Annotated in this window: 26 protein-coding genes; 9 read left to right on the top strand and 17 right to left on the bottom strand. The window is 71.6% G+C overall.

Annotated features, from left to right (window positions below):
- Positions 1-246: sigma-70 family RNA polymerase sigma factor (locus ACZ6TI_RS16565; protein ID WP_465345918.1), on the top strand; the 246-nt coding region annotated here is incomplete at its 5' end.
- 48 nt (positions 247-294) lie between these two features.
- Here the strand turns inward: ACZ6TI_RS16565 and ACZ6TI_RS16570 are convergent.
- Complete coding sequence (locus tag ACZ6TI_RS16570) at positions 295-1083, bottom strand: NAD(P)H-binding protein (RefSeq protein WP_465345919.1); 789 nt, start codon at positions 1081-1083, stop codon at positions 295-297.
- Positions 1084-1126: 43 nt separating this feature from the next.
- Between ACZ6TI_RS16570 and ACZ6TI_RS16575 the strand changes: the two genes are divergently transcribed.
- The gene (locus ACZ6TI_RS16575; RefSeq protein ID WP_465345920.1) at positions 1127-2371 is read left to right on the top strand and encodes an alpha-amylase family protein; all 1245 of its coding nucleotides are present in this window, start codon (positions 1127-1129) and stop codon (positions 2369-2371) included.
- Here the strand turns inward: ACZ6TI_RS16575 and ACZ6TI_RS16580 are convergent.
- From ACZ6TI_RS16580 to ACZ6TI_RS16590, 3 genes are read right to left on the bottom strand one after another with little or no spacing between them, the layout of a single operon-like run.
- Positions 2350-3519 carry an MFS transporter gene (locus tag ACZ6TI_RS16580; RefSeq protein ID WP_465345921.1) on the bottom strand — a complete coding sequence of 390 codons (1170 nt, stop codon included), beginning with the start codon at positions 3517-3519 and terminating at the stop codon, positions 2350-2352. The two genes, ACZ6TI_RS16575 and ACZ6TI_RS16580, sit on opposite strands and share 22 nt — an antisense overlap.
- Positions 3516-4709, bottom strand: a complete 1194-nt coding sequence (locus tag ACZ6TI_RS16585; RefSeq protein ID WP_465345922.1) for a cysteine desulfurase-like protein — start codon at positions 4707-4709, stop codon at positions 3516-3518. Before ACZ6TI_RS16585 ends, ACZ6TI_RS16580 begins: the two co-directional genes overlap by 4 nt.
- 9 nt (positions 4710-4718) lie before the next feature.
- A complete protein-coding gene (locus tag ACZ6TI_RS16590) occupies positions 4719-5081 on the bottom strand; it encodes a nuclear transport factor 2 family protein (RefSeq protein WP_465345923.1) in 363 nt (120 codons plus the stop codon).
- A 40-nt stretch (positions 5082-5121) separates the two neighbouring features.
- On the opposite strand from ACZ6TI_RS16590, the gene ACZ6TI_RS16595 reads away from it, so the two are divergent.
- The 5 genes from ACZ6TI_RS16595 to ACZ6TI_RS16615 all read left to right on the top strand — a co-directional run bounded on the left by ACZ6TI_RS16595 (position 5122) and on the right by ACZ6TI_RS16615 (position 9716).
- Complete coding sequence (locus ACZ6TI_RS16595; RefSeq protein WP_465345924.1) at positions 5122-5490, top strand: DNA polymerase ligase N-terminal domain-containing protein; 369 nt, start codon at positions 5122-5124, stop codon at positions 5488-5490.
- A gap of 36 nt (positions 5491-5526) precedes the next feature.
- Positions 5527-6255, top strand: a complete 729-nt coding sequence (locus ACZ6TI_RS16600; RefSeq protein WP_465345925.1) for a DedA family protein — start codon at positions 5527-5529, stop codon at positions 6253-6255.
- A gap of 750 nt (positions 6256-7005) precedes the next feature.
- A complete protein-coding gene (locus ACZ6TI_RS16605) occupies positions 7006-7791 on the top strand; it encodes a hypothetical protein (RefSeq protein WP_465345926.1) in 786 nt (261 codons plus the stop codon).
- A 444-nt stretch (positions 7792-8235) separates the two neighbouring features.
- Positions 8236-8850 carry an HAD-IA family hydrolase gene (locus ACZ6TI_RS16610; protein ID WP_465345927.1) on the top strand — a complete coding sequence of 205 codons (615 nt, stop codon included), beginning with the start codon at positions 8236-8238 and terminating at the stop codon, positions 8848-8850.
- Positions 8851-8870: 20 nt separating this feature from the next.
- Positions 8871-9716, top strand: coding sequence for an SDR family NAD(P)-dependent oxidoreductase (locus tag ACZ6TI_RS16615; protein ID WP_465345928.1), 846 nt, complete (start codon positions 8871-8873; stop codon positions 9714-9716).
- On the opposite strand, the gene ACZ6TI_RS16620 is transcribed toward ACZ6TI_RS16615, so the two are convergent.
- Together ACZ6TI_RS16620 and ACZ6TI_RS16625 are read right to left on the bottom strand one after the other, a co-directional pair.
- Positions 9683-10804, bottom strand: coding sequence for a PQQ-binding-like beta-propeller repeat protein (locus ACZ6TI_RS16620; protein WP_465345929.1), 1122 nt, complete (start codon positions 10802-10804; stop codon positions 9683-9685). The two genes, ACZ6TI_RS16615 and ACZ6TI_RS16620, sit on opposite strands and share 34 nt — an antisense overlap.
- 7 nt (positions 10805-10811) lie before the next feature.
- The gene (locus ACZ6TI_RS16625; protein WP_465345930.1) at positions 10812-12887 is read right to left on the bottom strand and encodes an alkaline phosphatase family protein; all 2076 of its coding nucleotides are present in this window, start codon (positions 12885-12887) and stop codon (positions 10812-10814) included.
- Between the two features lie 114 nt (positions 12888-13001).
- Between ACZ6TI_RS16625 and ACZ6TI_RS16630 the strand changes: the two genes are divergently transcribed.
- On the top strand, positions 13002-14129 hold the full coding sequence (locus ACZ6TI_RS16630; RefSeq protein ID WP_465345931.1) for a glycoside hydrolase family 18 protein: 1128 nt from the start codon (positions 13002-13004) through the stop codon (positions 14127-14129).
- Here ACZ6TI_RS16630 and ACZ6TI_RS16635 read toward each other — a convergent pair.
- Entirely contained in the window at positions 14126-14932 is an 807-nt protein-coding gene (locus ACZ6TI_RS16635) for a LamG-like jellyroll fold domain-containing protein (RefSeq protein ID WP_465345932.1), read from the bottom strand. The genes ACZ6TI_RS16630 and ACZ6TI_RS16635 overlap by 4 nt on opposite strands.
- A gap of 82 nt (positions 14933-15014) precedes the next feature.
- Positions 15015-16307 (bottom strand): NAD(P)/FAD-dependent oxidoreductase, encoded by a 1293-nt coding sequence (locus ACZ6TI_RS16640; protein WP_465345933.1) that lies wholly within the window; start codon positions 16305-16307, stop codon positions 15015-15017.
- 78 nt (positions 16308-16385) lie between these two features.
- On the opposite strand from ACZ6TI_RS16640, the gene ACZ6TI_RS16645 reads away from it, so the two are divergent.
- Entirely contained in the window at positions 16386-18206 is a 1821-nt protein-coding gene (locus tag ACZ6TI_RS16645; RefSeq protein WP_465345934.1) for a glycoside hydrolase family 15 protein, read from the top strand.
- A 53-nt stretch (positions 18207-18259) separates the two neighbouring features.
- Here the strand turns inward: ACZ6TI_RS16645 and ACZ6TI_RS16650 are convergent, their stop codons facing one another.
- The 9 genes from ACZ6TI_RS16650 to ACZ6TI_RS16690 all read right to left on the bottom strand — a co-directional run bounded on the left by ACZ6TI_RS16650 (position 18260) and on the right by ACZ6TI_RS16690 (position 25738).
- Positions 18260-19903 (bottom strand): putative PEP-binding protein, encoded by a 1644-nt coding sequence (locus tag ACZ6TI_RS16650; RefSeq protein ID WP_465345935.1) that lies wholly within the window; start codon positions 19901-19903, stop codon positions 18260-18262.
- On the bottom strand, positions 19896-20174 hold the full coding sequence (locus tag ACZ6TI_RS16655) for an HPr family phosphocarrier protein (RefSeq protein ID WP_465345936.1): 279 nt from the start codon (positions 20172-20174) through the stop codon (positions 19896-19898). The genes ACZ6TI_RS16650 and ACZ6TI_RS16655 overlap by 8 nt, the downstream gene beginning before the upstream one ends.
- The gene (locus ACZ6TI_RS16660; RefSeq protein WP_465345937.1) at positions 20171-20620 is read right to left on the bottom strand and encodes a PTS mannitol transporter subunit IIA; all 450 of its coding nucleotides are present in this window, start codon (positions 20618-20620) and stop codon (positions 20171-20173) included. Before ACZ6TI_RS16660 ends, ACZ6TI_RS16655 begins: the two co-directional genes overlap by 4 nt.
- On the bottom strand, positions 20617-21369 hold the full coding sequence (locus ACZ6TI_RS16665) for a magnesium transporter MgtE N-terminal domain-containing protein (protein WP_465345938.1): 753 nt from the start codon (positions 21367-21369) through the stop codon (positions 20617-20619). Before ACZ6TI_RS16665 ends, ACZ6TI_RS16660 begins: the two co-directional genes overlap by 4 nt.
- Positions 21370-21385: 16 nt before the next feature.
- Entirely contained in the window at positions 21386-21706 is a 321-nt protein-coding gene (locus ACZ6TI_RS16670; RefSeq protein ID WP_465345939.1) for a PTS lactose transporter subunit IIB, read from the bottom strand.
- A gap of 1 nt (position 21707) precedes the next feature.
- Positions 21708-22781 (bottom strand): PTS transporter subunit EIIC, encoded by a 1074-nt coding sequence (locus ACZ6TI_RS16675; RefSeq protein WP_465345940.1) that lies wholly within the window; start codon positions 22779-22781, stop codon positions 21708-21710.
- A gap of 153 nt (positions 22782-22934) precedes the next feature.
- Positions 22935-23549, bottom strand: coding sequence for a TetR family transcriptional regulator (locus ACZ6TI_RS16680; protein WP_465345941.1), 615 nt, complete (start codon positions 23547-23549; stop codon positions 22935-22937).
- Positions 23546-24928, bottom strand: coding sequence for an FAD-dependent monooxygenase (locus ACZ6TI_RS16685; RefSeq protein ID WP_465345942.1), 1383 nt, complete (start codon positions 24926-24928; stop codon positions 23546-23548). The genes ACZ6TI_RS16680 and ACZ6TI_RS16685 overlap by 4 nt, the downstream gene beginning before the upstream one ends.
- 66 nt (positions 24929-24994) lie before the next feature.
- The gene (locus ACZ6TI_RS16690; RefSeq protein WP_465345943.1) at positions 24995-25738 is read right to left on the bottom strand and encodes a tetratricopeptide repeat protein; all 744 of its coding nucleotides are present in this window, start codon (positions 25736-25738) and stop codon (positions 24995-24997) included.
- Positions 25739-26337: the final 599 nt, after the last annotated feature.

A 26337-nucleotide genomic window follows, 5' to 3' on the forward strand; every position in this document is an offset into this window, starting at 1 on the left:
GAACTCGGCGACACCCTCGGCGGCGAGGACTCCGAGTTCGAGGTCGCCGAAACCCGGGTCGCCCTCGGCCCCGCCCTCGCCACCCTCGACGAGCGCGAGCAGAAGATCCTCACCCTGCGCTTCTACGGCAACCTGACCCAGTCGCAGATCGCCGACCAGGTCGGCATCTCGCAGATGCACGTCTCCCGGCTGCTGACCAAGGCGCTCACCAAGCTGCGCGCGCACCTGGCGACCGACACGATCTGATGTTCCCCCGCCGCGGGCGGCCGGTCCTCGGACCGGCCGTTCGTGTGTCTACGACAGGTGAGCGTCGGCCCACTGCCGCAAGGTGCGGGCCGGTCGGCCGAGCACCTCGGGCACGGTCGGCGTCACCACCGACTCGTCCAGCTTGCCCTCGGCGAAGAAGCTGTAGAACGCGTCGGCGTACGGCTTGGGCAGGGTGGCGTCCATCTGGCGGCGGGTCTCCTCATCGCTGAGCCCGACCGCGGTCAGGTCGCGGCCCAGCACCTCGCCCATGATCCGCACCTGGTCGGCCGGCAGCAGCGCCTCCGGCCCGGTGATCCGATAGGTCTGGCCGGCGTGGCCGTCGCCGGTCAGCGCCGCGGCCGCCATCGCCGCGATGTCCAGCGGGTCGATCAGCGCCACCGGCACCGACGGGAACGGCACCTCGACCCGGTCGCCGGCCCGCACCTGCGGCATCCAGCGCAGCACGTTCGACATGAACGAGCTGGGCCGCAGGATCGTCCACTCCGGACCGGCGGCGTGCACCGCCCGCTCGGACTCGATCATGTAGCTGGACAGCGCGTCGGTGCGGTGGCCGCCCTCGGCCGAGCTGCCGGTGAGCAGCACGATGCGGGTGACACCGGCCGCGGCCGCCGCCTCCGCCACGCCCGGATAGCCCGGCATCAGATAGAGCGCGTGCACGCCGTCGAACGGGATGGCATCGGGGCTGGTCAGGTCGCCGATCACCGGCTCGCGGCCGGCCGGCGCACGGGCCGCGTCACGCACCAAAGGCCGCGCTTCGGGCAGCAGACCGAGCAGTTCCGAGCCGATATTTCCCGTCGCGCCACTGACCAGGATCATCGGCCGAGCGTATCCCGGGCCCGGTTCGGGTAAAACGGAGCACATGGACGAAGCGGAGTGGGTCCGGCATGCCGTGTGGTGGCAGGTCTATCCCCTGGGGTTCACCGGCGCGTGGCCGGCCCGGGACGAGGATCTGGACGGTCATCGGCTGCGCCGCATCGGTGACTGGCTGGACTACGCGATCGAGCTCGGCGCGTCCGGCCTGGCGCTGGGCCCGATCTTCGCCAGCGAGACGCACGGCTACGACACCGTCGACCACTTCCGCGTCGACCCGCGGCTGGGCGACGACGCGGACTTCGACGCGCTGGTGAAGGCCGCGCACGACCGGGGGCTGCGGGTGCTGCTGGACGGCGTGTTCAACCACGTCGGGCGGGACCATCCGGCCTTCCAGGCGGTGCTCGAACAGGGCCCCGACGCGCCGACCGCCGGCTGGTTCCGGCTGCGCTGGCCGGGGCCGGAATATGACAACTTCGAGGGGCACGACGCCCTGGTCGCGCTCAACCACGACGAGCCGGCCGTCGCGGACCTGGTGGTCGAGGCGATGAGCCACTGGCTCGGGCGCGGTGCGGACGGCTGGCGCCTGGACGTTGCGTACGGCGTACCGGTCGAGTTCTGGGCCAAGGTCTTGCCGAGAGTGCGGGAACGCCATCCCGGGGCGTATTTCGTCGGCGAGGTCATCCACGGCGACTATGCGCAGTTCGTGGCCGGGTCCACGATGGACTCGGTCACGCAATATGAACTGTGGAAGGCGATCTGGAGCTCGCTCAACGAGGGCAACTTCTATGAGCTGGACCATGCGCTCGGGCGGCACAACGACTTCCTGTCGTCGTTCGTGCCGCTGACCTTCGTCGGCAACCACGACGTGACCCGGATCGCCAGCCAGCTGACCGACGAACGCGACCTGTCCCTCGCGCTGGCCGTGCTGATGACCGTGGGCGGCACGCCGAGTGTCTATGCGGGCGATGAGCAGGGCTTCACCGGCGTCAAGGAGGACCGCGAGCACGGCGACGACGCGGTGCGGCCGCCGTTCCCGGCGAGCCCCGACCAGCTCGCGCCCTTCGGCCGGCCGATCTATCAGCTGCACCAGGAGCTGATCGGGCTGCGCCGCCGGCACGCCTGGCTGCACCGCGCCCGCACCCGCCAGATCCACCTGGCCAACGAGCAGTACGCCTATGAGGCCACCGACGGCAACCGGGCGCTGCTGGTCTGCCTGAACACCGCCGACGAGCCGGCCGAGTTCGCCGGACAGCGGGTCGAGGCGCACAGCTACGCGATCGTCGAGCGCTGACGCGACCGCAGGTAGAGCAGCGCGATCACCACCAGCGCGGCCGCCTCCATGGCCGCGCCGACCAGCGGCGTGGCCGCGTATCCCCAGCCCGCGGTGATCGCCACCGAGGCCAGATAGGCCCCCGCCGCGTTGCCGAGGTTGAACGCGGACACCGCCGACGACGAGGCGAGCAGATTCTGCCCGTCGCCGCCGGCGCTCAGCACGACGTTGGTGGTCAGGCCCGGCACGGTGGCATAGGCGACCACGCCCAGCACGAACAGGGTGATCGCGGCAGGCAGCGGCGCACGCGAGGTCCACGCGAACGCGACCAGCACGACAAGCATGGCGGCGGACGCGACGAGCAGCGTGCGGAACAGGTCGCGGTCCGCGGCACGCGCCCCGATCACGTTGCCCGCCACCAGCCCGCACCCGAAGAGCGCGAGCAGCCAGGGCAGGGCGCCCGGCCGGAACCCGGCGACGTCCACCAGCAGCGGCGCGACGAACGTGAACGGGGCGTAGACCGCGCCGAAGGCGAGCGCGGTGGCCAGCAGGGCGAGCCACACGCGCCGGCTGCGGAAGGCGGCGAGCTGCTCGCGTACCGGTGGGGCGTCGCCCCTGCTCGCCGGCACCGCGACCGCGGTGGCCACGGCGGCGACCAGACCCAGGGCGGCCATCGCCCAGAACGTCACGGGCCAGCTGAAGGCCTGACCGAGCCAGGTGCCCAGCGGCACGCCGGCCACGTTGGCGATGGTCAGGCCGCTGAGCATGGTCGCGATCGCGGCGTTGCGGCGCTCGGGCCCGACCAGGTCACCGGCCACGATGGTGGCGAAGCCGATGAACGCGCCGTGACACAGCGCCGCGACCACCCGGCCGGCCAGCATCAGCGCGTAGGTCTCGGCGAGAGCCGACATCACGTTGCCGACGATGAAGAGGCCCAGCAGCGCGACCAGCACCGGTTTGCGGCCGCGCTTCGCCACCAGGGCGGTGACGATCGGACCGCCGATCACCACGCTCAGGGCGTACCCGGAGATCAGCAGGCCGGCCCGCGGGATCGACACACCGAGTGAGGTGGCGATGTCCGGCAGCAGGCCGGTGATCACGAACTCGGTGATGCCGAGCGCGAACGTGCCCAGCGCCAGCGCCGCCAGGGCGCCCTTGCCGCGATTCACGCCAGCCGGTCGAGCAGCTGTTCGACCTCATGCTCGGTGTTGTAGTGGTAGATGCTCGCGCGCACCGCACCGCCGGTGTCGCGCAGACCGGCCGCGGTGAAATATTCGGCCGCGTAGTAGTCGCCGTTGGACACGCAGATGCCCTGGTCGCCGAGCATGCGCGCGGTGTCGGCGGGTGCCTGTCCGGCGATCCGGAACGAGACGGTCGGGCAGCGGCCGGCCGGCGCCGGGCAGACCGTCGCGCCGGTGATCCGGCCGAGCCCCTCGATCAGCCGCCCGGCCAGGCGGTCCTCATGCTCGGCGGCGGCGGCCATGCTCGCGGCCAGCCGCTGCCGCCGGTCCCGGCTTTCCGAGGCGGCGAGCCCGGCCAGGTGATCGACGGCCGCGGTGACGCCGGCCAGCAGTTCGAAGCTCAGCGTGCCGAACTCGAACCGATCCGGCACATGCGCCGGGGACGGCACCAGCTTGACCGGCCGCAGCGTCTCCCACACCGCCGGATCGGCGACCACGGCCGCGTAGTGCGGGCCGGACCACTTGTAGGCGCTGGTCGCGTAGAAGTCCGCGCCAAGCGCCGCGACGTCGACGAACCGGTGCGCGGTGGCATGCACGCCGTCCACGAAGACCAGCGCGCCGGCCGCGTGCGCGCGGGCCGCGATCTCCGGCACCGCGGGCACCGTGCCGATCGCGTTGCTCGCGCCGGTCACCGCGACCAGACGGGTGCGTTCGGTGATCAGCCCCGAGTATTGCCCGACCGGGAGCGCGCCGGTGGCGACGTCGACGTCGGCCCAGCGCACGGTGGCGCCGGCCGACTCGGCGGCCTGCACCCACGGCCGCACGTTGGCGTCGTGGTCGAGGCGGGACACCACGACCTCGTCGCCGGGCGCCCAGTCGCGGGCCATCGTGCGGGCCACCAGATAGGTCAGCGCCGTGGCGCTGGGGCCGAAGACCACACCACCGGGATCGCCGCCGACCAGGTCCGCGACCGCCGCCCGGGCCGCCGCCACGATCTCGCCGGAGCGGCGGGCCGGCTCGAAAGCGGTCCCGCGATTCGACACGGCGGATCGCATGACCTGAGCGACCGCGGCGGCGACCGGCTCGGCGCACAGGGTGCCGCCCGCGCCGTCGAAGTGCGCGAAGCCCTCGGCGAGCGCGGGATAGGCCGATCGGACGCGATCAAGATCGAGGACCATGCCGCGACCCTAACCCGGTGGGAAGTAGTCCCGCAGAAGTGCGATCTGTCCGTCGCGGAGGCGGAAGATCTGGACCAGCGGGAACGTGGCCGGGCCGTCGTCGGTGTCGAACGCCGTGTCGATCTCGGCGATGAACACGTCGGGGTCGGCGGTCTCGTGCAGCACGAAACGGGTGCGCTGCAGATTTAACGTGCCCGGCGGCCGGGCCGGTGCCTGGTAACCCGCGATTTCGTCGCGGCCGGTCCACCGCTCGCCGGTCAGCGGCGTTTCGAAGACGCCGTCCTCGGTGAACATCGCGGCGACCGCGGCCGAGTCGCGCCGGATCGCGCCGGCCTGGATGTAACGCTGGAAGAACTCCTGATGTGTGCCCACTCTCCAGCTTATCGCCGCTTCCTCGGGGAGGATGTCCCGCATGACCGACCGGCCATCGTTCGTGCTGCACGACCACCGCAAGCCGCGGCCGCACTTCGATCTTCGGCTCGAGGAGGACGGCGTGCTGCGGAGCTGGGCGGTGCCACGGGGGTTGCCGACCGATCCTTCGCGCAATCGGCTCGCGGTGGCCGTACCGGATCATGATCTTGAGCATTTGACCTATACCGACGAGAACAAGTCGATCGCCGACATCGGTTGGTGGGAGCAGGACGACCGCAACGCGAAACGTTTCGTCTTCACACTGCACGGTCAAAACCGGAGCCGGCGGTACGCGCTGATCCACACCGGCGGGGTCAATTGGTTGCTGCACCTCACGAAGGATCAGCCGGACGTGTCCCCGCGGATCTGAGTTCGAGAATTGCCGCGGCGGCTACCGTGTGGAGCGATGCCACCTTCAACCGAGCTGCCCGGGTTCCTCGCGAGCGTCGAACCGATCCTCAACCGCTGGGGCTACCTCGCGGTCGCCGGAGTGATCGGCGTGGAAAGCTTCGGCGTGCCCGCCCCCGGCCAGACGATCATGGTGGCCGCGGCCATCTATGCGGGCGCCGGGCGGCTGAACGTCTTCGGCGTGGCAGCGGTGGCTTTCGTCGCGGCAGTGCTCGGCGACAACGTCGGCTATTGGATCGGCGTGCGCGGCGGCCGCCGGGTCGTGCACCGCTTCGGAAAGTACGTGTTCATCACCCCGAAGCGCCTGGAGCGAGCGGAGAAGTTCTTCGCCCGGCGCGGCAACCGCATCGTCGTGGTCGCCCGCTTCATCGACGGCCTGCGCCAGCTGAACGGCGTGATCGCCGGCATCACGGCCATGCCGTGGCGCGCCTTCCTGCTGTACAACGCCATCGGCGCGGCGCTGTGGGTGGGCTGGTGGGTGACGGTGTCGTACCTGCTGGGCACCCACCTGATCGAGATCATCGAGAGCGCCCACCGCTACAAGTGGTGGGCGATCGCCTTGGTGGTGCTCGCCATCGCTGGGTATGTGGTTCTGCATGTGCGGCACATCCGGCGGCGCCGGGCGAAGGAGGCCACCGCCGGAGAGCCGGATGCTGAGGAGGACCCGCTGCCCGCGGCATCGGTCTCCGGGCCGCCGGCGTCCACGTCTAGCCCGCCGGCCGCTTAGCCTCTCCCGCGCCGGTGGGCTTGCTCTGCACACATATACGCAACACTTTGGTGCTGCCCCGCCTTGCTCATGGGAGAAATACGCGTCACCCCGGCGCGCGCCGGATTCCTTCACTTTGATGTCGCGGCTGCTCAGCCACCGTTGAGCTTCCCGCGAGGCTGTATGAAAACGGTACCGCTGTGTGCGCCTTGCGCACGGCAGCCGATGAGGGATCGGCTCCGACCAACGCAACCGGCCGCAGGCGTTGAAGGATCGGCGGGCCAGGGCGGCATGCAGCGACGGGCTGGCGTCAGACCGAACAAATGGCGGCATGAACGGCAGGCGGCGTGCGCGAAAAGCGACAGGCGGCGTGAACGACAGACGGCGTGAGCGGCAGGCGATGAAGGCATCAGCGGCAGGGCATCGGGCGGTGGGACTGCCGCTTGCACCCGGCCCCGGCCCCGGCGTCCAGGGTGTTGCGTATATGTGTGCAGAGCAAAGGGCCGCGGGCGGATTACGCCTGCGGGGCGCGGGGTCTGACCGCTTTCAGTGCGAGTCCTGGCTGTCCTTGCCGGGTCCGCCCGGCCTGCCTGTGCATCATGCGGCTGACGGGCACCGGCGGACGGCCGCAGCAGAGCCCGATTTGTTGGGCGGCGGTGCGCTGGGCTTCTTTGGATTCGCGTCTTGGGGTTGGGATGGGGTTGGCGGTGCTGTGATGGTTTGCGGGGCTGCTCAGGGGTAGGGCTCTTAGTGACGGAAGGAGTGATGACTGTGACCGCACCCGCCGATATGGGACGTGGGAACGCCCTTGAACGTCGTCGCGAGAAGGCGGCTCAAGCCGGGGTCGCCGCGGAACAGGCCAGGGCGGGCGTCACCGAGCTGGATGCCCGGCTGCAGACGAACGCCGACCTGAAGAAGCAACAGACTCGCGCTCTGCGGAACGCCGAAGCCGAGGCGACTCGCCTCAAGCGCGTGCTGAAGAACGCCGCCAAGGAACGCACACGCCTTTCCCAGCAGCGCAAGAAGGCGCTGGCGAAAGCCGACAAGACGGAGGCCAAGGCGTCTGCCGCGGAAGGTCGCTATGACAAGGCGTTGCTCGCCGATCTGGTGCGACGCGAGAAGGAACGCGATCGGGCGTCGGCGAGTTCCAACGGCTTGGCGAAGCCTGCGCCTGGTGGAGACGCGGATGATGTGAAGAGCTCCGCCGAGACCACGGCGGATGACACCGCTGCGGCGCCGGCTAGCGGGAGCGCTGCGCGGACTACCGCCGCTAACGCGACTGCCAGGCGGGCGAGAGGTACCTCCGCGACTCCGGCCTCGAAGGCCGCTGCTCCCGCCGGCGGTGCGACTGCCGGGCAGACCGCACGGGCGACGGCGGCGAAGGCTACGGCTGCGCGGGCGGGAACTGCCGCCTCGAGGCGCACCCGGACGCCTGCCGCGGACCCGGCGCCCGAGCAGCTGAACGCGAGCAAAGCGGCCGCCGTCCGGACCGCGGCACGCAAGACGGCAGCCGGTGCTGGAGTGCCTGCGACCCGGGCCCGTCGCACGACGCGCTGACCGATCGACCGAATGCAAGCGGCCGAAAGCCGCTCTGCTCCCTCAGGGGAAGCAGAGCGGCTTTGCTCCCTCAGGGGAAGCAGAGCGGCTTTGCTCCCTCAGGGGAAGCAGAGCGGCTTTGCTCCCTCAGGGGAAGCAGAGCGGCTTTGCTTCCTCCAGGACAGCGGGGCATGGCCGACGAGAGGAAGTATCGAAACCACCCACCCGCTCCGCTGACCGCCCTCTCGCCGCCAGCCACGAAAGGTGTGGGTGGGAGGAAGCGGTCGCGCCCGAACCCAACGACAGCAACGGCGGGCGTCGCCGATGGCTGGGGAGGGACCGGACGTCGGGGATCAGGTGGTGTCCTTCGTCATGTTGGCGCTTTCCTCTCGGTGGATCGGAACCTCGGGTACGACACTGGCGAGATCGACTGTGCCGGCCCAGTGGAGGCGTTACGTGGTGGTTATGGAGCTTGCGGCCGTCTTGTTCGACATGGACGGGACACTGGTCGGGTCTGATGGTGCTGTGGAGCGGGCCTGGACCACCTGGGCCGCCGAACACGGTGTCGATGCGCGGAACGCCATCGCGATGGCGCATGGGAGCCCCAGCGAGCCCACCGTCCGGCGGCTTCGGCCCGATCTTGACGAAGCCGCCACCATGGTCGCCGTCGCCCGGCAGTTGGAGCTGCAATATGACGATCTGGCCGACGTTGCCGCCACCCCGGGCGCGCACGAGCTGATCGCCGCGCTCGATGCTCGCGGCACGCCCTGGGCGGTGGTCACCAGCGCGGACGGCCGGCTCGCCCGGGCCCGCCTGGAAGCTGCCGGCATCAGCCCCAAGGTGCTCGTCACCACGGATGACATCTCCGCCGGCAAGCCCAGCCCGGAGGGCTATCTGAAGGCGGCCGGGCTCCTCGGCGTACCCCCGGAGGATTGTCTTGTGGTTGAAGACGCCGAGGTGGGACTGGTCGCGGCGCGGGCGGCCGGAGCGCGCACCGCGGCGTTGCGCGGGCTGGACGGGGATGTGCGGATCGGCAGCCTCTCCGAACTGATCCCGCTGGTGACCGCGGAACCGGCTTAGAGAGCCAACATAATGAGCGGATGAGACGGTTCGCGTTCGGCGGGCGGATTTGTGTGGTGACCGGCGCGGCCAGCGGGATCGGTGCGGCGCTGGCCCTGGAACTGGCCCGGCGCAAGGCGATCCTGGTGCTCGTCGACCGGGACACGGCCGGTCTGAAGACGGTGGCCGCGATGGCGCGGGAGGTCGGCGCGCCCGAGGTCGAGGAGCACACGATCGACCTGTCCGACGGCGGCGACCGCGAAGACCTGGCGGCCGCCGTCAAGGAGCGGCACGGCGGCGTCGACCTGCTGATCAACAACGCGGGTGTGACGCTGGGCGGGACGTTCGAGCAGAACAGCATGGCCGACGTCGACTGGCTGTTGGAGATCAACCTGCACGCGGTGATCCGGCTGACCAAGGCGTTCCTGCCGCAGCTGCTGTCCCGGCCCGGCACGCACCTGGTGAACATCTCGAGCCTGTTCGGACTGATCGCGCCGCCGGGGCAGGTGGCCTATGTGACCAGCAAGTTCGCCGTGCGCGGGTTCACCGAGGCGCTGCGCCACGAGCTGGTCGGCCGGGACGTCGGCGTGACCGTGGTGCATCCCGGCGGCATCCGCACCAACATCGTCAACAATTCCCGCCGGAGCGGCCCCGACCCGGACGGCAAGCAGGCCGAGGAGGCTCGCCGGTTCGCCGAGGCGGCGCTCACCCTGCCGCCCGAGGAGGCCGCCCGGCAGATCGTGCTGGCCGTGCAGGAGCGCCGCCCGCGCCTGGTGATCACCAAGACCGCCAAGGCCGCCGACCTGCTGGCCCGGCTGACCCCGGCGCGTTATTGGGCGATCAGCCAGCGGGTCTATGAGAACAGGGCGAGACGCCTGCGCACCTGACCGCTCATCTCGGTGAAGTCGCCGCCCGCGGTGAGCGCCGCGCGGGTCGGGTCGACCGCCAGCGCCCGCACGCCGATCACGCCGTTGGCCTGCGGCGCCCACGAGGTCAGCCGCCCGGAACCGTCGATCGCCGCCAGCTTGACCCGCGGCACCGACCCGTCGGTGCAGGTGCCCTGCGCACCGTTGGAGAGCGTCAGGCAACCCCGATCGAAATGCCCACCGAGGTACGTGACCCCGCCCAGTCGCGCGATCGCCGTCGCATCCCCGTCGAACAGCCGCTGCCAGCGCACCCGGCCGCCGGTGGTCCACGCGATCGCCCGGCCGCCCTGCCCACCGGTGGCGCCGTAGACCCCGGTGGCGTCCACGGTCAGCGAGTTGACCTGCGCGGGAGCGGTCGGCCGGAAGCCGCCGTCGACCGCACCGTTGGCGGCCGACACCGCCGCCACGCGCAGCGTCCGGCTGGCGCCGTTGATCTGGTGGAAGGTGCCGCCGAGATAGATTCGCGACCCGTACGCGGCGATGCTGTGCACCGAGTCGTCGGCGCTCGGCCGCCAGCCGCCGTCCAGCGCGTCCGTGGCCAGCGAGAAGGCCGCCAGGTTGCCGCGCTTGCTGCCGTCGATCGCGAAGAAGCTGCCGGCTACCAGGAGCCGTGAGCCGGCCACGGTCAGGGCGTACGGCGCGCCCGACACGGCGTGCTTGAAGGCCGCCACCGCGCCGGTGCCCGCGTCCAGCTTGACCAGGTTGTCCCGCCGCGCGCCGGAGACGTGCCCGAAGTCGCCGCCGGCGTAGACCGACGACCCGGCCACGGCCAGCGCCCGCACGGTCCGGTCGGCGGCCGGATTCCAGCTCAGGATCGCCCCGGTGCGCCCGTCGAACGCGGCCAGCCGCTGCCGCTCGAAGGTGCGGCCACCGGACACCACGCTGGTGAAGGACCCGCCGACATAGACCACGCTGCCGCGGTAGGCGATCGCGTACACGCTGCCGTTGAACTGTGGCGCGGTCTGCGGCAGGGTCGTGACGGCCCGGGCGGGGGCGGGCAGCGCGACGGTCAGCAGGAGGACAAGACAGACAAGTCGGAGGAATCGCACCCTCCCATTAACTGTTCCGGCTCTCCGAAAGTCGCGCCGACGCGCGGGGAAGATCGCTCAGGTGCACCGGGTCATCGGCGGTCAGCGCGGCCCGGTCGGCACGCAGTCCGAGCATGACCAGCCAGGCGACCAGCTGGCGGTGCACGGCGTCGGAGCCGAGCAGTTCGTCGCCGGTCCGCGGCCAGTCGCTCGGGTGCACCAGCATCGCTTCGGTCTGCCAGCCGCCCAGCCCGCCGTGCGAGCCGACCAGTTCCTCGAACGCCGCCACCTCCTCCAACTTGGCGTCCACGGCGCTGATCAGCACCAGGTCGCCGACGTGCGTGGTCTCCTGGTGGCGCAGCAGGTCGGCGGCGGCCTGCGGCCCGTACGGAACAAGCGGGTCCTCGCCCACGACGAAGCCGTCCCGGAGCCGGTGGCTGCCCGCGGTGCCGAGCGCGACCGGGCCGTCCTCGTCCTGCACCACGACCAGCCCGACGCCGGGGTGCGCGGCCAGTCCGGTGATCAGCCGCGGGTAGGCCTCGGTGATGGACTCGCGGGTCTCGCGGGTCTTCGAGCGGGTCAGATAGATCAGCGCCAGGTTGCCGGAGGAGACCACGAGCAGCGGCGCGAGCGGGGCCACCGGGAACTCGGGCTCGGCGGTCGCCTCCTGCTCGGCCGGCGAGGAGGGCGCGTCCGCCACGTCCGGCGCGGCGAAGCGGTTCACCACCTCGTCGAGCGTCTCGCCCCAGCGCTGCCGGAAGGTGGCGCCCTGGCTCTGCCCGTGGTCGGAGAGCACCACCAGGTGGTAGTGCCGGGCCGCCTCGGGCGCCAGCCGCTCGAGCACGCCGAGCATCCGGTCGAGGCTCTCCAGCTGGCGCATCGACTCCGGCCGAGCCGGGCCGGCGTGGTGCGCCACCTCGTCGTAGTCGACCAGGTCGCAATAGATCACCGGGGCGCCGCGGGCCATCTGCTCGGCGATCAGCGAGATGTTCACGTCGCGCAGCAGCATCGAGGCCGGGCGCAGCGCGAGGAAGGCGCCGGATCGGCTGACCCGGGGCACCAGGTTGCGGCGCCGCTGCAGGCGAGCCTGGTGCAGCTCGGTCAGCACCTCACCGACTCCGAGTACGAGCGCCCGCGTGAAGCCGTACGGCGAAGCCATGAACGCGGCCCAGCCCCGCGCCGAGCGCCCGGGCAACGCGGCGTGGCTGACCGTCAGCAGGTTGGTGGTGGCGTCGCCGCTGAACGCGTTGCCGATGCTCACGCCCCCGTCGACGAGCAACCCGCGCCCGTTGCTGAGCCGCTGCTCGATCACCGCCGCGTCGCGGGGCCGGTTGGACACCATCAGCCGGCCGGTGTCCTTCTCGTACCAGCGGAAGCCCGGGATCTGCGCGGAGGCGCCGTGCAGGATGCCGGCCTGGGACGCCGGGGTGGTCGACGGCAGGCCGGTGTGCCAGCCGCACAGCGCATGGCTGCCGGACCGCAGCCAGTGCCCGATGGTCGGCAGATTGCCGGCCCGCACCGCCCAGCGCAGCACCGGCTCGGCCACCCCGTCGAGCTGCACGATCAGCATGCCGGGCTCGGTGCCGGGCCGCGGCCGCCGCAGCGTGGGGAACCGGAAGCGCCGGCCCTGTCGCCGCCGCACGCCGCGCATGAGGCGCTTGGCCTCCTTGACGAAGGTGTCGTCGGAGCCGCTGTCCGCCATCCAGTCGAGGATGGCCGCGAACACCACCGCCAGGATCGCCGCCACCACCAGCGTGGGCAGGCCGCTGACGTGGTCGCCCGGGTCGAGCTCGAAGGCGACCACGATGACCACCACCTGGGCCACCACGCCGAACAGCATCGCGCCCCACCCGCCCAGCGCGGTGATGCCGACCAGCAGCAGCGGGCGCAGCACCGCGCCGACCACGGCGACCAGGATCACCAGGTTGAGCGTGTCGAGGATGTCGGCGCTGGCCACCCCGGGCATCAGCCACAGCGTCAGGGTGAGCACCACGAACGTGACCAGCGCGCTGCGCAGCACGGCCCGCATCCGGTTGCGGATCCGGCGCCAGACGAACAGCGCCCGCAGCTCCTCACTCCAGGTGGATTCGATGCGCAGGGTCACCGGGAAACGATCGCACAGCCCGCCGGGTGCGGTGTTCCCACGTCGCCAAGGACACGTACCCGAACGGGGGAACGACGGCTCGGCGGCGGACGGCGGACGGGTAGCTTCGCCCCGATGCGCCCCCGGATCAGCCTGCTCGCCGTCCTCTTGCTGGCCGCCTGCTCCACCGCGCCGCTTCCGGAGAAGCCGAAGGACCCGATGAAGGTCGTCGGCTACTACACCAACTGGGCCACCTACGCCCGCGACTTCCAGGTCGCCGACATCGCCGCCGACCGGCTCACCCACCTGCTGTACGCGTTCGGCAAGGTGACCGCCGGCAGATGCGCGGCGGGCGACCCGTGGGCCGACTTCCAGAAGCCGATCGCGGGCCGGCCGGGCGGCAACATCGCCCAGTTGCGGCAGCTCAAGGCCGACCACCCGGGGCTCAAGGTGCTGTGGTCGTTCGGCGGCTGGACCGGGTCGTCCGGGTTCGCCGAGGCAGCCCGGGACCCGGCGGCGTTCGCGGCGAGTTGTGCGGCGCTGCTGAAGGACCCGCGCTGGGCCGGGGTCTTCGACGGCATCGACATCGACTGGGAGTATCCGAACGCCTGCGGCGAGACCTGTGACCGCAGCGGGCCGGGTGCGCTGGCCGCCCTGCTGGGCGCGCTGCGCGGCGAGTTCGGCCTGGTCAGCGCCGCGGTGCCGGGGGACGCGGGCAAGCTGCGCAAGGCGGATTACGCGGCCGCGGCACGGCATGCCGACTGGCTCAGCGCGATGACCTATGACTTCTTCGGCACCGGTGGGCGGGGACCGACCGCGGCACATTCGGCGCTGACCGCGTACCCGGGAATCCCGCGGGCCGGCGGCACCGCCGAGACCACCGTGCGCACCCTGCGCGACCTGGGTGTGCCGGCCGGGAAGATCCTTCTCGGCGTGGGTTTCTACGGCCGCGGCTGGACCGGCGTGGGGTCGCCCACGCCCGGCGCGACCGCCACCGGACCGGCGCCCGGCCGATTCGCCGAGGGCCTCGAGGACTACCGCGTCCTGAGCGTGAAATGCCCGCCCACCGGCACGATCGGCGGCACGTCCTATGCCGCGTGCGGCGCCCAGTGGTGGAGCTACGACACCCCCGAGACGATCAAGACCAAGATGGGGTACGCCCGCGGCAACGCGCTCGGGGGCGCCTTCGCCTGGGAGCTGGGCGGCGACACCGAGGACGCGACGCTGCTGCGGGCGATGTCCGACGCCCTGCAGCAGCGCTAGCCGATCTGGATCCAGACGTCGTCGACCGCGCCCTGGAACTGGTCGTTGTCGCGATAGGCGCCCTTGCCGCCGATGCTCAGCGGGTTCTTGTTGGCCACCGACAGCGCGGACGGGATCTGCGCGACGCCGCGCACCGAACCGTCGATCAGCACCGTGAAGCTCGAGCCGATCCGGCGGCACTGCACGGTGTGCCACGACCCGTCGGCCACCGAGATCGCGCTGCGAACCATCCGGATGCCGCGCTTCGCCTGGTCGACCAGCACGCAGCTGGGCCGGCCCATCAGCCCGTCGATCTGCATCTTGAACTGGCTGCCCCGAGCCGAATAGCCCTTCTGCACCACGTTCTGCCCCTTGGTGGTCTGCCCGGCGGGCAGCCGCACGGTGGCGCTGAACAGCAGCGGCCGGCGGCCCGGGTTCAGGTCCGCCGAGTGCCGGCTCTGCAGCACCGCGTGCGGGCACTTCCGGCTCTTGGCGTGGCACCGCGCCGGGAACTGCAGGGCCTGGCCGGAGCCGTGCGGCACCCGGCGCACCGTGCCGCCCCGGCTGGCCACCATCCGCATGGTGTGGCCGTTGCCGGAGACGTCGGGCAAGGCGGCCGTGCGGCCGTCGAAGTCGTAGCGGGCGACCACCCGGCTCGCCGCCTTGCCTGTCACGGCCGGCGCCTCGCTCGCGGCGCGCGGCTCGGCGGCCGGCGCGGTGGCGCGACTGCCGTCCGGATCGGTCGGCATGGCGGCAGCCGGCGCCGTCGGGAGGGCGGCCAGGAGGCCGGCGGCGAGAACGACAGCAGACAGGCGAGATCGCATGTCCAGATTATGACTTGTGGGCGGATTGTCGCAATCACGAACCGCCCCGACGATCGAGTCGATCACGGAGCCCGATCGGACATCAGGCCTCCCCTTCGATCTCCGGGGACGCGCTGTCCAGCGGCACCGAACTGCCCGGCACCAGCCCGAGCTGCACTCCCTGCCGTCCGAGCGCCGCGTCGAGCAGCCAGTCCGCGGCCACCCGCACCCGGTTTCCCGGCATCGACAGCAGGTGGTAGCCGCGGGTCACCGCCTTGGCCGGCAGCCCCTTGAGCGGCACGCCGAGCGGGTTCGCCGCCGAGTCGAGACCACCCAGGTCCACCACAAACCCAAGATCATGATGCTTGTACGCCCGCCGCCTGCCCTTCCCGTAGGACGCGGCGATGTTCTTCGCGACCGTGGTCCCCTGCCGCGTCGCGTGCTGAGCGGTCATCCCGGTGATCTCCCCCGGCCGGGTCAGATCCGGCACGGCGGCCGCGTCACCGCACGCGAACACGTCCGGGTGCTGCGGCACGTTGAGGAACTCGTCGACCACCAGCCGGCCCTGCTGCGTCGCCAGCCCCAGGCCACTGACCAGCGGATCCGGTCGCACGCCGACGCACCAGATCAGGGACCGGGTGGGCACCCACTCGCCGTTGCTCAGGTGCACGCCCTCCGCGGTGGCCTCCTTGACGCTGGTGCCGAGCAGGATCTCCACCCCGCGCTTGCGCAGCACCTCGTCGGAGGCCTCGGCCAGCCGATGGTCGAGGGACGGCAGCACCCGGTCGGCGGTGTCCACCAGCAGCCAGCGGGGCCGGATGCCGGGCCGCTGCTCGCACAGCTCCCGCGTGTAGAGCACGCCCTGGGCGGCCACCTCGGTGCCGGTGTAGCCCGCGCCCACCACCACGAACGTGCTGCGTATGTCCCGCTCGGCCGGGTCGTCGGCGGTGGACGCCATCTCGATCTGCCGGGTGATGTGGTCGCGCAGGAAGAGCGCCTCGGGGATGCCGCGGAAGCCGTGCGCGTACTCCGTCACGCCGGGCACCGGCAGCAGCTTGTTGACGCTGCCGGCCGCGATCACCAGGCGGTGGTAGCCGACCGAGCTCTTCCCGCCGTCCGGGTCCTGATATGACACGGTCCGCGCGTCCAGGTCGATGCCGTCCACCTCACCGAGGATCACCTTCACCCCGGGCAGCGTCTCGGCCAGCGACACGGTGACCCGGCGCGGCTCCAGGATCGCCGCCGACACCTCGGGCAGCAGCGGCAGGTAGAGGAAGTAGTCGGTGGGGTTGATCATGACGATGTCCGCGCTGCCGCCGGAGAGCTTGGACAGCTTGCGGGCCGCCGTGAACCCGGCGAAACCGGCTCCGACGATGACGATCCGTGGGCGTGCCATGGCAAGGGCCTTCCTTCTGGCTGGGCTTCTCTCAAGTTATCCGTTCACGGGACGAGGCAGCCGGGTACAACGTGACACATGGCCCTGCCGATCGAGGACTACGCGATCATCGCGGATACCCAGACCTGCGCCCTGGTGGGACGCGACGGCTCGATCGACTGGCTGTGCGTGCCGCGGTTCGACTCCGGCGCGATCTTCGCCGCGCTGCTCGGCGACGAGGAGAACGGCCACTGGACCATTGCCCCGGCGGACGCGGAGTACACGGTCCGGCGGCGCTACCGCGACGAGACGCTGGTGCTGGAGACCGAGTTCGAGACCGCCGAGGGCGTGGTGCGGCTGACCGACTTCATGCCGCCGCGCGGCGAGGCGCCGGACGTGGTGCGGATCGTCGAGGGTGTGCGCGGGCGCGTGCCGATGCGGATGGTCCTGCGGCTGCGTTTCGACTACGGGCAGGTGGTGCCGTGGGTCTATCGCGAGGGGGACGCGCTGGTGGCGGTGGCCGGGCCGGATGCCGCCTGGTTGCGTACGCCGGCCGAGCTGCGCGGCGAGAACCTGGCCACCCGCGCCGACTTCACGGTCGGGCCGGGCGAGCGGATGCCGTTCGTGCTGACCTGGCGGCAGTCGCATCTGCCCGCCCCGGAGCCGATCGACCCGGTCGAGGAACTCGGCGTCACCGACGGCTACTGGCGCGGCTGGGTGTCCGCGTGCACCTATGAGGGTGAGTGGCGGGACGCGGTGGTGCGTTCGCTGCTCACGCTGAAGGCCCTCACCTATGCCCCGACCGGCGGCATCGTGGCTGCCGCCACCACGTCGCTGCCGGAGAAGCTCGGTGGCGTGCGCAACTGGGACTACCGCTTCTGCTGGCTGCGCGACGCCACTATCACGCTGCAGAGCCTGCTCTATTCGGGCTTCCAGAGCGAAGCCACCGCCTGGCGCAAGTGGCTGCTGCGGGCCATCGCCGGCAACCCCAGCGAGCTGCAGATCATGTACGGCGTGGCCGGCGAGCGCCGCCTGGACGAATACATCGCGACCTGGCTGACCGGCTACGACGGCAACCCGGTGCGGATCGGCAACGCCGCCGCCGAGCAGTTCCAGCTGGACGTCTACGGCGAGGTGATGGACGCGCTGCACCAGGGCCGGCGGGCCGGGCTCAAGGCCGACGACCCGTCCTGGGGTCTGCAGGTCAAGCTGATGGAGTTCGTCGAGGCGCACTGGCAGGACCCGGACGAGGGCATCTGGGAGGTGCGCGGCGGCGCCAAGCAGTTCACCCACTCCAAGCTGATGGCCTGGGTGGCGGCCGACCGCGCGGTCAAGGCGGTCGAGCAGTTCGGCCTGAACGGCCCGATCAAGCGGTGGGTCAAGCTGCGCGACGAGATCCGGGCCGACATCCTCGAGAAGGGGTACGACCGGAAGCGCAACACGTTCACCCAGTTCTACGGCTCCGACGAGCTGGACGCCGCGCTGCTGATGATCCCGCTGGTCGGCTTCCTGCCCGCCACCGACGAGCGGGTCGCCGGCACGGTCGCCGCGATCGAGGAACACCTGATGCAGGACGGTTTCGTGCAGCGTTACACCCAGCACCACGACACCGACGTGGACGGTCTGCCGCCGGGCGAGGGCGCGTTCCTGGCCTGCACGTTCTGGCTGGCCGACAACTATGCGCTGATGGGCCGGCACGAGGAGGCGCGCACGACGTTCGAGCGGCTGCTCGCGCTGCGCAACGACGTCGGCCTGCTCGCCGAGGAGTACGACACCGTCGAGCAGCGCCTGGTCGGCAACTTCCCGCAGGCCTTCAGCCACGTGCCGCTGATCGACACCGCCCGCACGCTGACCAGCGCACACGCGCACAGCTCGACGGACGACCGGGCGGCCGAGCACCAGGGTCCGGCGAGCGGCTGACGCCGGCGGCAGCGCGCCGGCCCGCCCCCCGGACGGGGGTGCTTCCGGTGCGGCTATCGACGGCGGGAGGCGGCGGCCCGGGCCGCGGCCGGGTCGGCGGCGGCCAGGGCGGCCTGGGCTGCCGAGCGGCACTCGGCCAGGGTGTGTGCGGCCAGGGCGGCGCCGACCGCGGGGATCGCCGACGGTGTCATCGACAGGCTGGTCACGCCGAGGCCGGCCAGCACCACCGCGTACGCCGGGTCGGCCGCCGCCTCGCCGCAGACGCTGACCGGGCGGCTCACCGCCGCGCCGGCCGCAGCGCACAGGGCGACCAGCGAGAGCAGCGCGGGCTGCCACGGGTCGAGCAGGTCGGCCAGCTCGCCGCTGCGGCGGTCGGCGGCGAACGCGTACTGGCTCAGGTCGTTCGTGCCGACGCTGAGGAAGTCGACCACCTGGAGGATCTCGACGGCGCGCACCGCGGCGGCCGGCACCTCGATCATCACGCCGACCGTGGGCAGGCCGGCGTCCCGGCAGAGCGCGGCGAACTCGGCCGCCTCGGCGACCGTGGTGACCATCGGCGCCATCACCGAGACCTTGGCCTGGGCGGCGCGGGCGGCGGTGGCCAGCGCGGCGATCTGGGTGCGCAGGATGTCCCCGTGCCGGCGGGCTACCCGCAGGCCGCGGATGCCGAGCGCCGGGTTGGGCTCGTGGGCGTCGCGCAGGAAGGGCAGCGGCTTGTCCGAGCCGGCGTCCAGCGTGCGCACGATCACCGGGCGCCCGGCCATCGCGCAGAACACCTCCACATAGGCCGCCACCTGCTCGTCGTGGCCGGGCGGGTCGAGGTGGTGCTGGAACAGCATCTCGGTGCGGAACAGCCCGACACCCTCGACCGACATGCCGTTCAGCTCGGCGGCGCTGCCGATGTTGGCCAGCAACGCGATCGGATGACCGTCGCCGGTGGCGCCCCGCACGTCCACCCGCACGACCGGCACCGGGCGCGGCTCGGCGTCGGCCAGGTCGTCGGTGCCGGCGATGACCCGGCCGGTGGTGCCGTCCACGGTGACCACGGTGCCGTCCGGGATGTCCAGCGCGCCGGCGCAGGCGACCACGGTCGGCACGCCGCGGGCCCGGGCCAGGATCGCGGTGTGGCTGACATAGCTGCCCGCCGAGGTGACCACCGCGAGCACCTGCGACGGGTCGAGCATCGCCGCGTCGGCCGGCGCCAGATCCACCGCGATCAGCACGAACGGGTGCCCGGGCGAGGGCAGCGCGGGCATCGGCAGGCCCATGCAGCGGGCCACCACGCGGTCCCGCAGATCGTCCAGGTCGACCGCCCGCGCGGCGAGCAGGCCGCCCGCCTGCAGCAGCGCGGACCGGTGCTCGGCGAGCACCGCGGCGGCCGCGTGCGGCGCCTCCTGCCCGGCCCGGACCGCGGCCACGATGCCGGCCCGCAGCACCCGGTCGGCGGCCAGCGCCGCCTGCACGTTGAGGATCTCGGCGGTGGTCTGGTCGTCCGCCGCCTCGGCCCGCTCACGGATGTCGAGGCAGACCGTCTCCAGCGCGGCGATCACCCGCCGCACCTCGGCCTCCGGGTCGATCACCGGCCGGGGCGCGGTCAGCCGCGGCGGGTCGGCCAGCCGATAGGCCGGGCCGGTCGCGGTGCCGCCGCTGGCGCCCAGGCCGCTCAGTGCGCCGGGCGGACGGGTGATCTCAGGCATGGGAGGCACCGATGTCGAGGTCGGCGGCGAGCAGGTCGGCGATCCGGGCCAGCGCGCCCGCCGCGTCCGGGCCGCCGGCCTCCAGGACCAGCTCTGTCCCATGCGGCGCGGCCAGGGTCAGCAGGGCCAGCACACTGTCCGCCGGCACCGGGTCGCGGCCGGCCCGGCGTACCGTGATCGCGGTCTGCTCCTGAGCGGCAGCCGCCGCGACGCGCCCCGCGGCCCGGGCGTGCAACCCGCTCGCGCTGCCCACCACCACCCGCCGGATCATGACGGCGCCCCGGCCGGGCTGAGCATCGCGATGATCGCGCCGGGGTCGGTCTCCCTCCGCAACGCTCGCGCGCGCGGCGGATCGAGCAGGATCGCGGCCAGCGCGGAGAGCACGTCCAGATGCCCGTCGCCACGCACCGCGATCGCCACGCACATCGTCACCCGGCCACCGTCCCACGGCACGCCGCCGGGAAAGCGCAGCACCGCCAGCGAATCCCGGCGGACCAGCGCGCGCGAGCCGTCCACTCCGTGGGGGATCGCCACGCCCTCGCCGAGCCAGGTCGACATCAGCCGCTCGCGCTCGAGCATGGCGAAGCGGTAGCCCGGCTCGACCGCGCCGATCTCCTCCAGCACGTCGGCGCACCGGTGGACGGCCACCAGCCGGTCCACCGCGGACTCCGCCATGCGCACGCCCGCCGGCTCCAGCACCGCGCCGATCGACCTCATCCGGCAAGCCTGACCAGCGCCCGTCCGAGCACGCCGTCATTGTCGTCGGCGGACCAGGTGACGACCATGCCCGGGGCGGTCGCGTAGTGCGGGTCGGCGATCAGGCGCAACGACTCGGTGCTCGGCGGGGCGTTCGAGATGACCAGCAGACCGTGCACGTTCTCCTGGCGGAACACCTGCAGCGCGGTCGCCACCGAGGCGCTCTGCAGGGCGCCGGTGTCCAGATAACACAGAGCGACCCCGAAGAGCCGGTGGAAGACCCCGGCGAACAGGTTGGTGCCGTGGTCGCCGGGCACCCAGGAGAGATTCGCCGAGGTGCGGCGCAGCGATTCGATCACCGCTCGCTCATAGGTGACCCGGCGCAGATCGGCCAGCCGCAACGGGTCCAGCACGTCGACCAGCCGGCGGCGGGCCGGGCCGGGCATCGCGTCCAACACCATCGCCAGGTGCTCGGAGGCCACCCGGTCGAGCTGGGCGCGGGCCCGGTCCGGCGGCAGCGCGGCCATCACCTCGGCCGCCTCGGCCATCGGCAGCAGCGCCAGCTCGGCGGCCAGCCGGGTGTCATCGAGGTGACCGAGCAGGGTCGACCGCCGGGCCGGATCGGCGGCGACCAGCAGCCGCGCGATCATCCGCCCGTCCATCGCGGCGATCAGCCGCTCGATGCGGTCGCGCGGCATGGACAGCAGCACCTGGACGGCACGGTGCGGGGGTGACGCGCCGAGCATCGTCACCACTTGTTCGGTCGGCATCGCGCCGAGCACGAGGTCAGCTCCCCGTGGCGCCGACGACCCGGCCGCCCTGCTTGAGCGCCGCAACCACCTGCCGCACCGCCGGGTCGCCGAGGAACAGCCGGAACGGCACGACCACCGCGCCGGGCGCCGCCGCGCGCACCCGGTCGGCCAGGCCCACCTGGCAGAGCACCACGTCGGCGTCGGCCGGGATGGCGCCGACCGGGTGATGCTCGACCGCGACCGGCAGCTTCTTCAGGTCGCGCCGCAGCGTGGAGGCCAGCATCACGCTGCTGCCCATGCCGGCGTCACACGCCACGACCAGCTTCCGCACGTCCCGACCCTCGATGCCGGTCATCTCAGAGGCCCTCCTCGTCGCGGTTGAGCCGGCCGAATCCCAGCAGCAGAGACCCGACCACGAAGGACACCCCGGCCGCGACCACGATCCCGGCCAGCACGCCCAGGTAGTCGCCGCGCGGGGTGTTCGTCAGGAAGGCGAAGATGCTGCCCGGGGACGGGGTGGCGACCAGGCCGGCGCCGGTGATCATGAAGGTGGCGATGCCCGCCGCGCCGCCACAGATCGCGGCCAGCACCATGCTCGGCTTCATCAGCACGTACGGGAAGTAGATCTCGTGGATGCCGCCGAGGAACTGGATGGCCATCGCGGCCGGCACGCTCGGGCGCAGCGCCTTCGGGCCGAAGCAGAGGTAGGCCAGCAGGATGCCGAATCCGGGGCCGGGGTTGGTCTCCAGCATGAACAGGATCGACTGGCCGGTGTCCGCCGACTCCGCGACGCCCAGCGGGCCCAGCACGCCGTGGTTGATCGCGTTGTTCAGGAACAGCACCTTGGCGGGTTCGATCAGCAGCGCGGCGGCGGGCAGCAACGAGTTGTCGATCAGCCACCGCACGCCGGTGCCCGCGGCGTTGGTGAACAACTCCATCACCGGGCCGACGGCCAGCACGCCGGCGATCGCGGCCAGCGCGGACAGGATGCCGGCGCTGAAGTTGTCGATCAACATCTCGAAGCCCGGCTTGATCCGCTCGGCCATCACGCCGTCGATCAGCTTGAGCACGTACGCCGTGGCCGGGCCGATCAGCATCGCGCCGAAGAACATCGGCGCCTCGGCGCCCACCACCAGGCCGACCGTGGCGACCGCGCCGACCACCGCGCCGCGCTGGCCGTGCACCATCCGGCCGCCGGTATATCCGATGAGGACCGGCAGCAGCACGTGCACCATCGGGTCGACCAGCGTGGCGAGCTTCTCGTTCGGCAACCATCCATCGGGGATGAACAGAGCGGTGATCAGGCCCCACGCGATGAACGCGGCGATGTTGGGCATGACCATTCCGGCGAGGTATCCGCCGAACCGCTGCACGCGCGCCTTGACACCGACTTCGTCCGAAGCCGGGGCCGGGGCATACAGCTCTGCCACGGGAAATGCTCCTCTGCGGCGAAAATGGGGGGTCGCTGGGTAAGCCACCAAGGAGTGCGGTGGCTTCGTTGTACCGACGAGATCACCTACTGTCAACGGGCGTCCGTACGAGATCGCGAATATTGCGGACGTGTTGCGCGAAACTGCGTGCGATCAGGCTTCGAGCACCGCAAACGCGCAATCGACAAGATCCGGCAGATCCACATTGCCGTTTCCCGCAGCGTCGCCGTTTCCCGCAGCGTCGCCGTCTCCCGCAGCGTCGTCTCCCGCGGCCCAGGCGTTGATCGCGGTGGCCAAGGCGGTCAGCGCCACCGCGCCGAGCACCTCGCGCTGAAACGGGGTCGCATCCCCGCGTCCCTCGATCGCACCGGCGAACAGCGCGCGGGTGGCTTCCTGCGACTCGATCTGGCGAGCCCGCAAGGCGGGCACCCCCAGGATGAGCTGGGCGCGGGTGCGCACCGTCGACAGTTCAGCGGCCGGCATCGCCCGCAACGCCCCGGACAGCGCCCGGCCGATCGCGGTCAGCGGCGCCTCGCCGGCCGGCCGCGCCCGGATCAGCTCCGCGATCAACGGGTCGTAGTCGTCGTTCTCCACCACCGCCGGCTTCGACGGGAAGTAGCGGAAGAACGTCATGTGCGAGACCCCGGCGGCCGCGGCGATCTCCTCGACCGTGGTCGCGTCATAGCCTTTCTCCAGGAACAGACGCAACGCGTGCTCCTGGATGGACCGCCGGGTCTCGGCCTTCTTGCGCTCGCGAAGTCCGCTCATGCGACCGCTTTCCGGGGGTGCGTCACCTTGGCCAGCCACGGGAGGATCGCGTCGCCGCGGGCGGCTAGATGGCCGTCCGGGCGTACCAGAAGGGTCTCGGTCTTGATCTCGGCCGGCCGCAGCGTGACCACAGCGGCGGCGCCGAGCGACGCCTCGACCTCGTGCGCGATCGTGTCGTCACCGGTCAGCAGAGCCCACCGGCCGCGCATCTCGGCCAGCAGGTGGGTGCGGGTGCCGTCGAGCCGGGTGCAGGCCAGGTCGGGCACCCGGTCGCCGCTCCGATTCGTCGCCAGCGGCCCGTTGCGATAGGACACGCGCAGCTGCGACGACGTCTCGGCGATGCGGCGCTGCACGAACGCGCGGTTCATCAGGGGCACCACGACATGATCCCGCACCATCCGGCTCAGGGCGCTGCGGCCCAGCATGATGCCGGTCATCGAGCCGGTGTTGCTCAGCACCTCGGTGGCGATCGGCCGGCGCTCGGCCTGATAGGTGTCGAGCAGGCTCTCGTCCGCCCGTCCGGTGTCGACCAGGGCGAGCTTCCAGGCCAGGTTCTCGGCGTCACCCAGGCCGGTGTTCATGCCCTGGCCGCCGAGCGGGCTGTGGATGTGCGCGGCGTCGCCGGCCAACAGCACGTGACCCTTGCGATAGGTGTCGGCGAGCCGGCGGTGAATCCGGAAGGTGGAGACCCAGTCGACCGCGGTGATCGTGCCGGCCGGGAAGCCCGCGTGCTCGGTCAGCAGGTCACCGAGCTCGCGGCCGTCCTGCTCCGGGGTCAGGATCCGCCACAGGTCGGCGCCCGGCAGCGGGAACAACGCGAACATCTGGTCACCGCTCAAGTAGGTGTGCACCGCGTTACGACTCAGCCCAAGGCTCGCGTGCACGTCCGCGACCAAGAACTTCTCAATCAGGGGTACGCCCGGAAAGCCGACCCCGGCCAGCTTGCGGACGGCACTGTGCGCGCCGTCGCTGCCGACGATCCAGCCGTCGTGATCGAGGCTCTCGATCCTGGTGCCCCACTCGACGTGTCCGCCCAGCTCGGCGAGCCGGTCACGCAGCCGGCCCTCGACCACGGCCTGGGACATCAGCGCGCCCGGCCGGGTGACCAGCGGCGTGGTGCCGCCGACCTGGAGGCGGGCGATCTGCGCGCCGCCGACGTTGATCACGACTTCGCGCACGGTCAGCGCGTGCTCGGCCAGATCGCCGAGCGCGCCCAGCCGCTCCATCACCTCGAGCCCGCGCGGTTGCAGGCCGAGCGCCCGCGACGTGGTCGCCGGCCCGTCCGCGGCGTCCACGATCCGCACGTCGGCGCCGCCCGCGAGCAGCCCGACCCCCAGCGCGAGACCGGTCGGACCGGCACCCACCACCAACACGCCCATCACAGCCTCCTGTTAGTCACTAAGTTTTGTTAGTGACTAACAGATACTCGCTTCTGGGGAGAACCGCTAGAGGTATTCCTCCGGCCGCCGCCGCTTGGTGTCTGTTTTGTTGGCTTTACCGAACAATTTCCAGCCGCGCTTCTTCGGCTCGGCGGCCCGCTGGCTCTCCCCGTTGAGCACGGCCAGCCGGTGCTGGGCGACCGGGTTCTCCGGCTCCAGCTTCAACGAGATCAGCAGCGCCTGCCGCGCCTGATCGGCGTGCCCGAGCGCATCGAGCGCCACGCCGTGCGTGAAGTAGTAGTGCGCCTCGTTCGGGTCGAGCATGATCGCGGTGCGCGCGGCCTGCTCAGCATCCGCGATCTGCCGATCCGCGGCGAGCAGGGCCCAGGCGACCCGGTCGTGCCAGAGCGGATTCTTCGGATCCACGATCACCGCCCGGTAGGCCATCGTGACGGCTTCCTCGTGCCGGCCCATCAACGTCAGCGCACGGCTGGCGGTGGCCAGCGGCCGCGGATCCTCAGCGGCCAGCGCGATCGCCTTGGCCGCGGCATCGAGAGCGGCCTCGACCTGATCCAGCACGAGCCGGATCCGAGCCATCAGAATCCACCCGGCCGGCGTTTGCGGATCGTCGGCCAGGACTTTCTCGAGAAGCTGGGCCGCCTGCCCGGGATCGACACGCTCGAACAAGGCGGCCGCCCGCGCAACGCCGAGCTCGGTGGGCGACATCCCGTCCGGCGGGACACTCGGCGGGGCACTCGGCGTGGCCGCGACGTGCACGTCCGGCGCGGTCGGCGGCTTGAGGTCAGTCATCGGCGCACTCCGGGGTTAGGGCTCACACGGCCCATCATCGGCAACCCGGCCAACGATCAAAGCCAAATCAGAAATTCTCGCCCCATCGAGCGCGGTGTGGTCTTGCTCTGCATACATATGCGCAACGGCCTGGTGTGGCCGCTCTGAGCACAAAGACGCGTTACCGGCGGCGCACCGCTTTGCCGCACGCCCTTTGCTCTGCTTCCTCTGAGGAAGCGGTCGCGTGCCCTTTGCTCTGCTCCCCCAGAGGAAGCAGCCGCACGCCCTTTGCTCTGCACACCCATACGCAACACCCTGGTCCGAACCGCTTGCTCTGCTTCCTCAAGAGGAAGCGGCCACGCACCCTTGCTCTGCTCCCCCAGAGGAAGCAGCCGCACGCCTGTTGCTCTGCTCCCTCAGAGGAAGCGGCCGCGTGCCCTTGCTCTGCACACCCATACGCAACACCTTGATCCGAACCGCTTGCTCTGCTTCCTCAGAGGAAGCGGCCACGTGCCCTTTCCCCTACTCCCTCAAAGGAAGCAGCAGCCGTGAATCGCCGCTTTCTCGAGGAGGGAGTAGGCGCGCACCGCGAGGAAAGAAGCACAAGCCGGCGGCCAGGA

The organism is Actinoplanes sp. NPDC051388 (assembly GCF_055586225.1).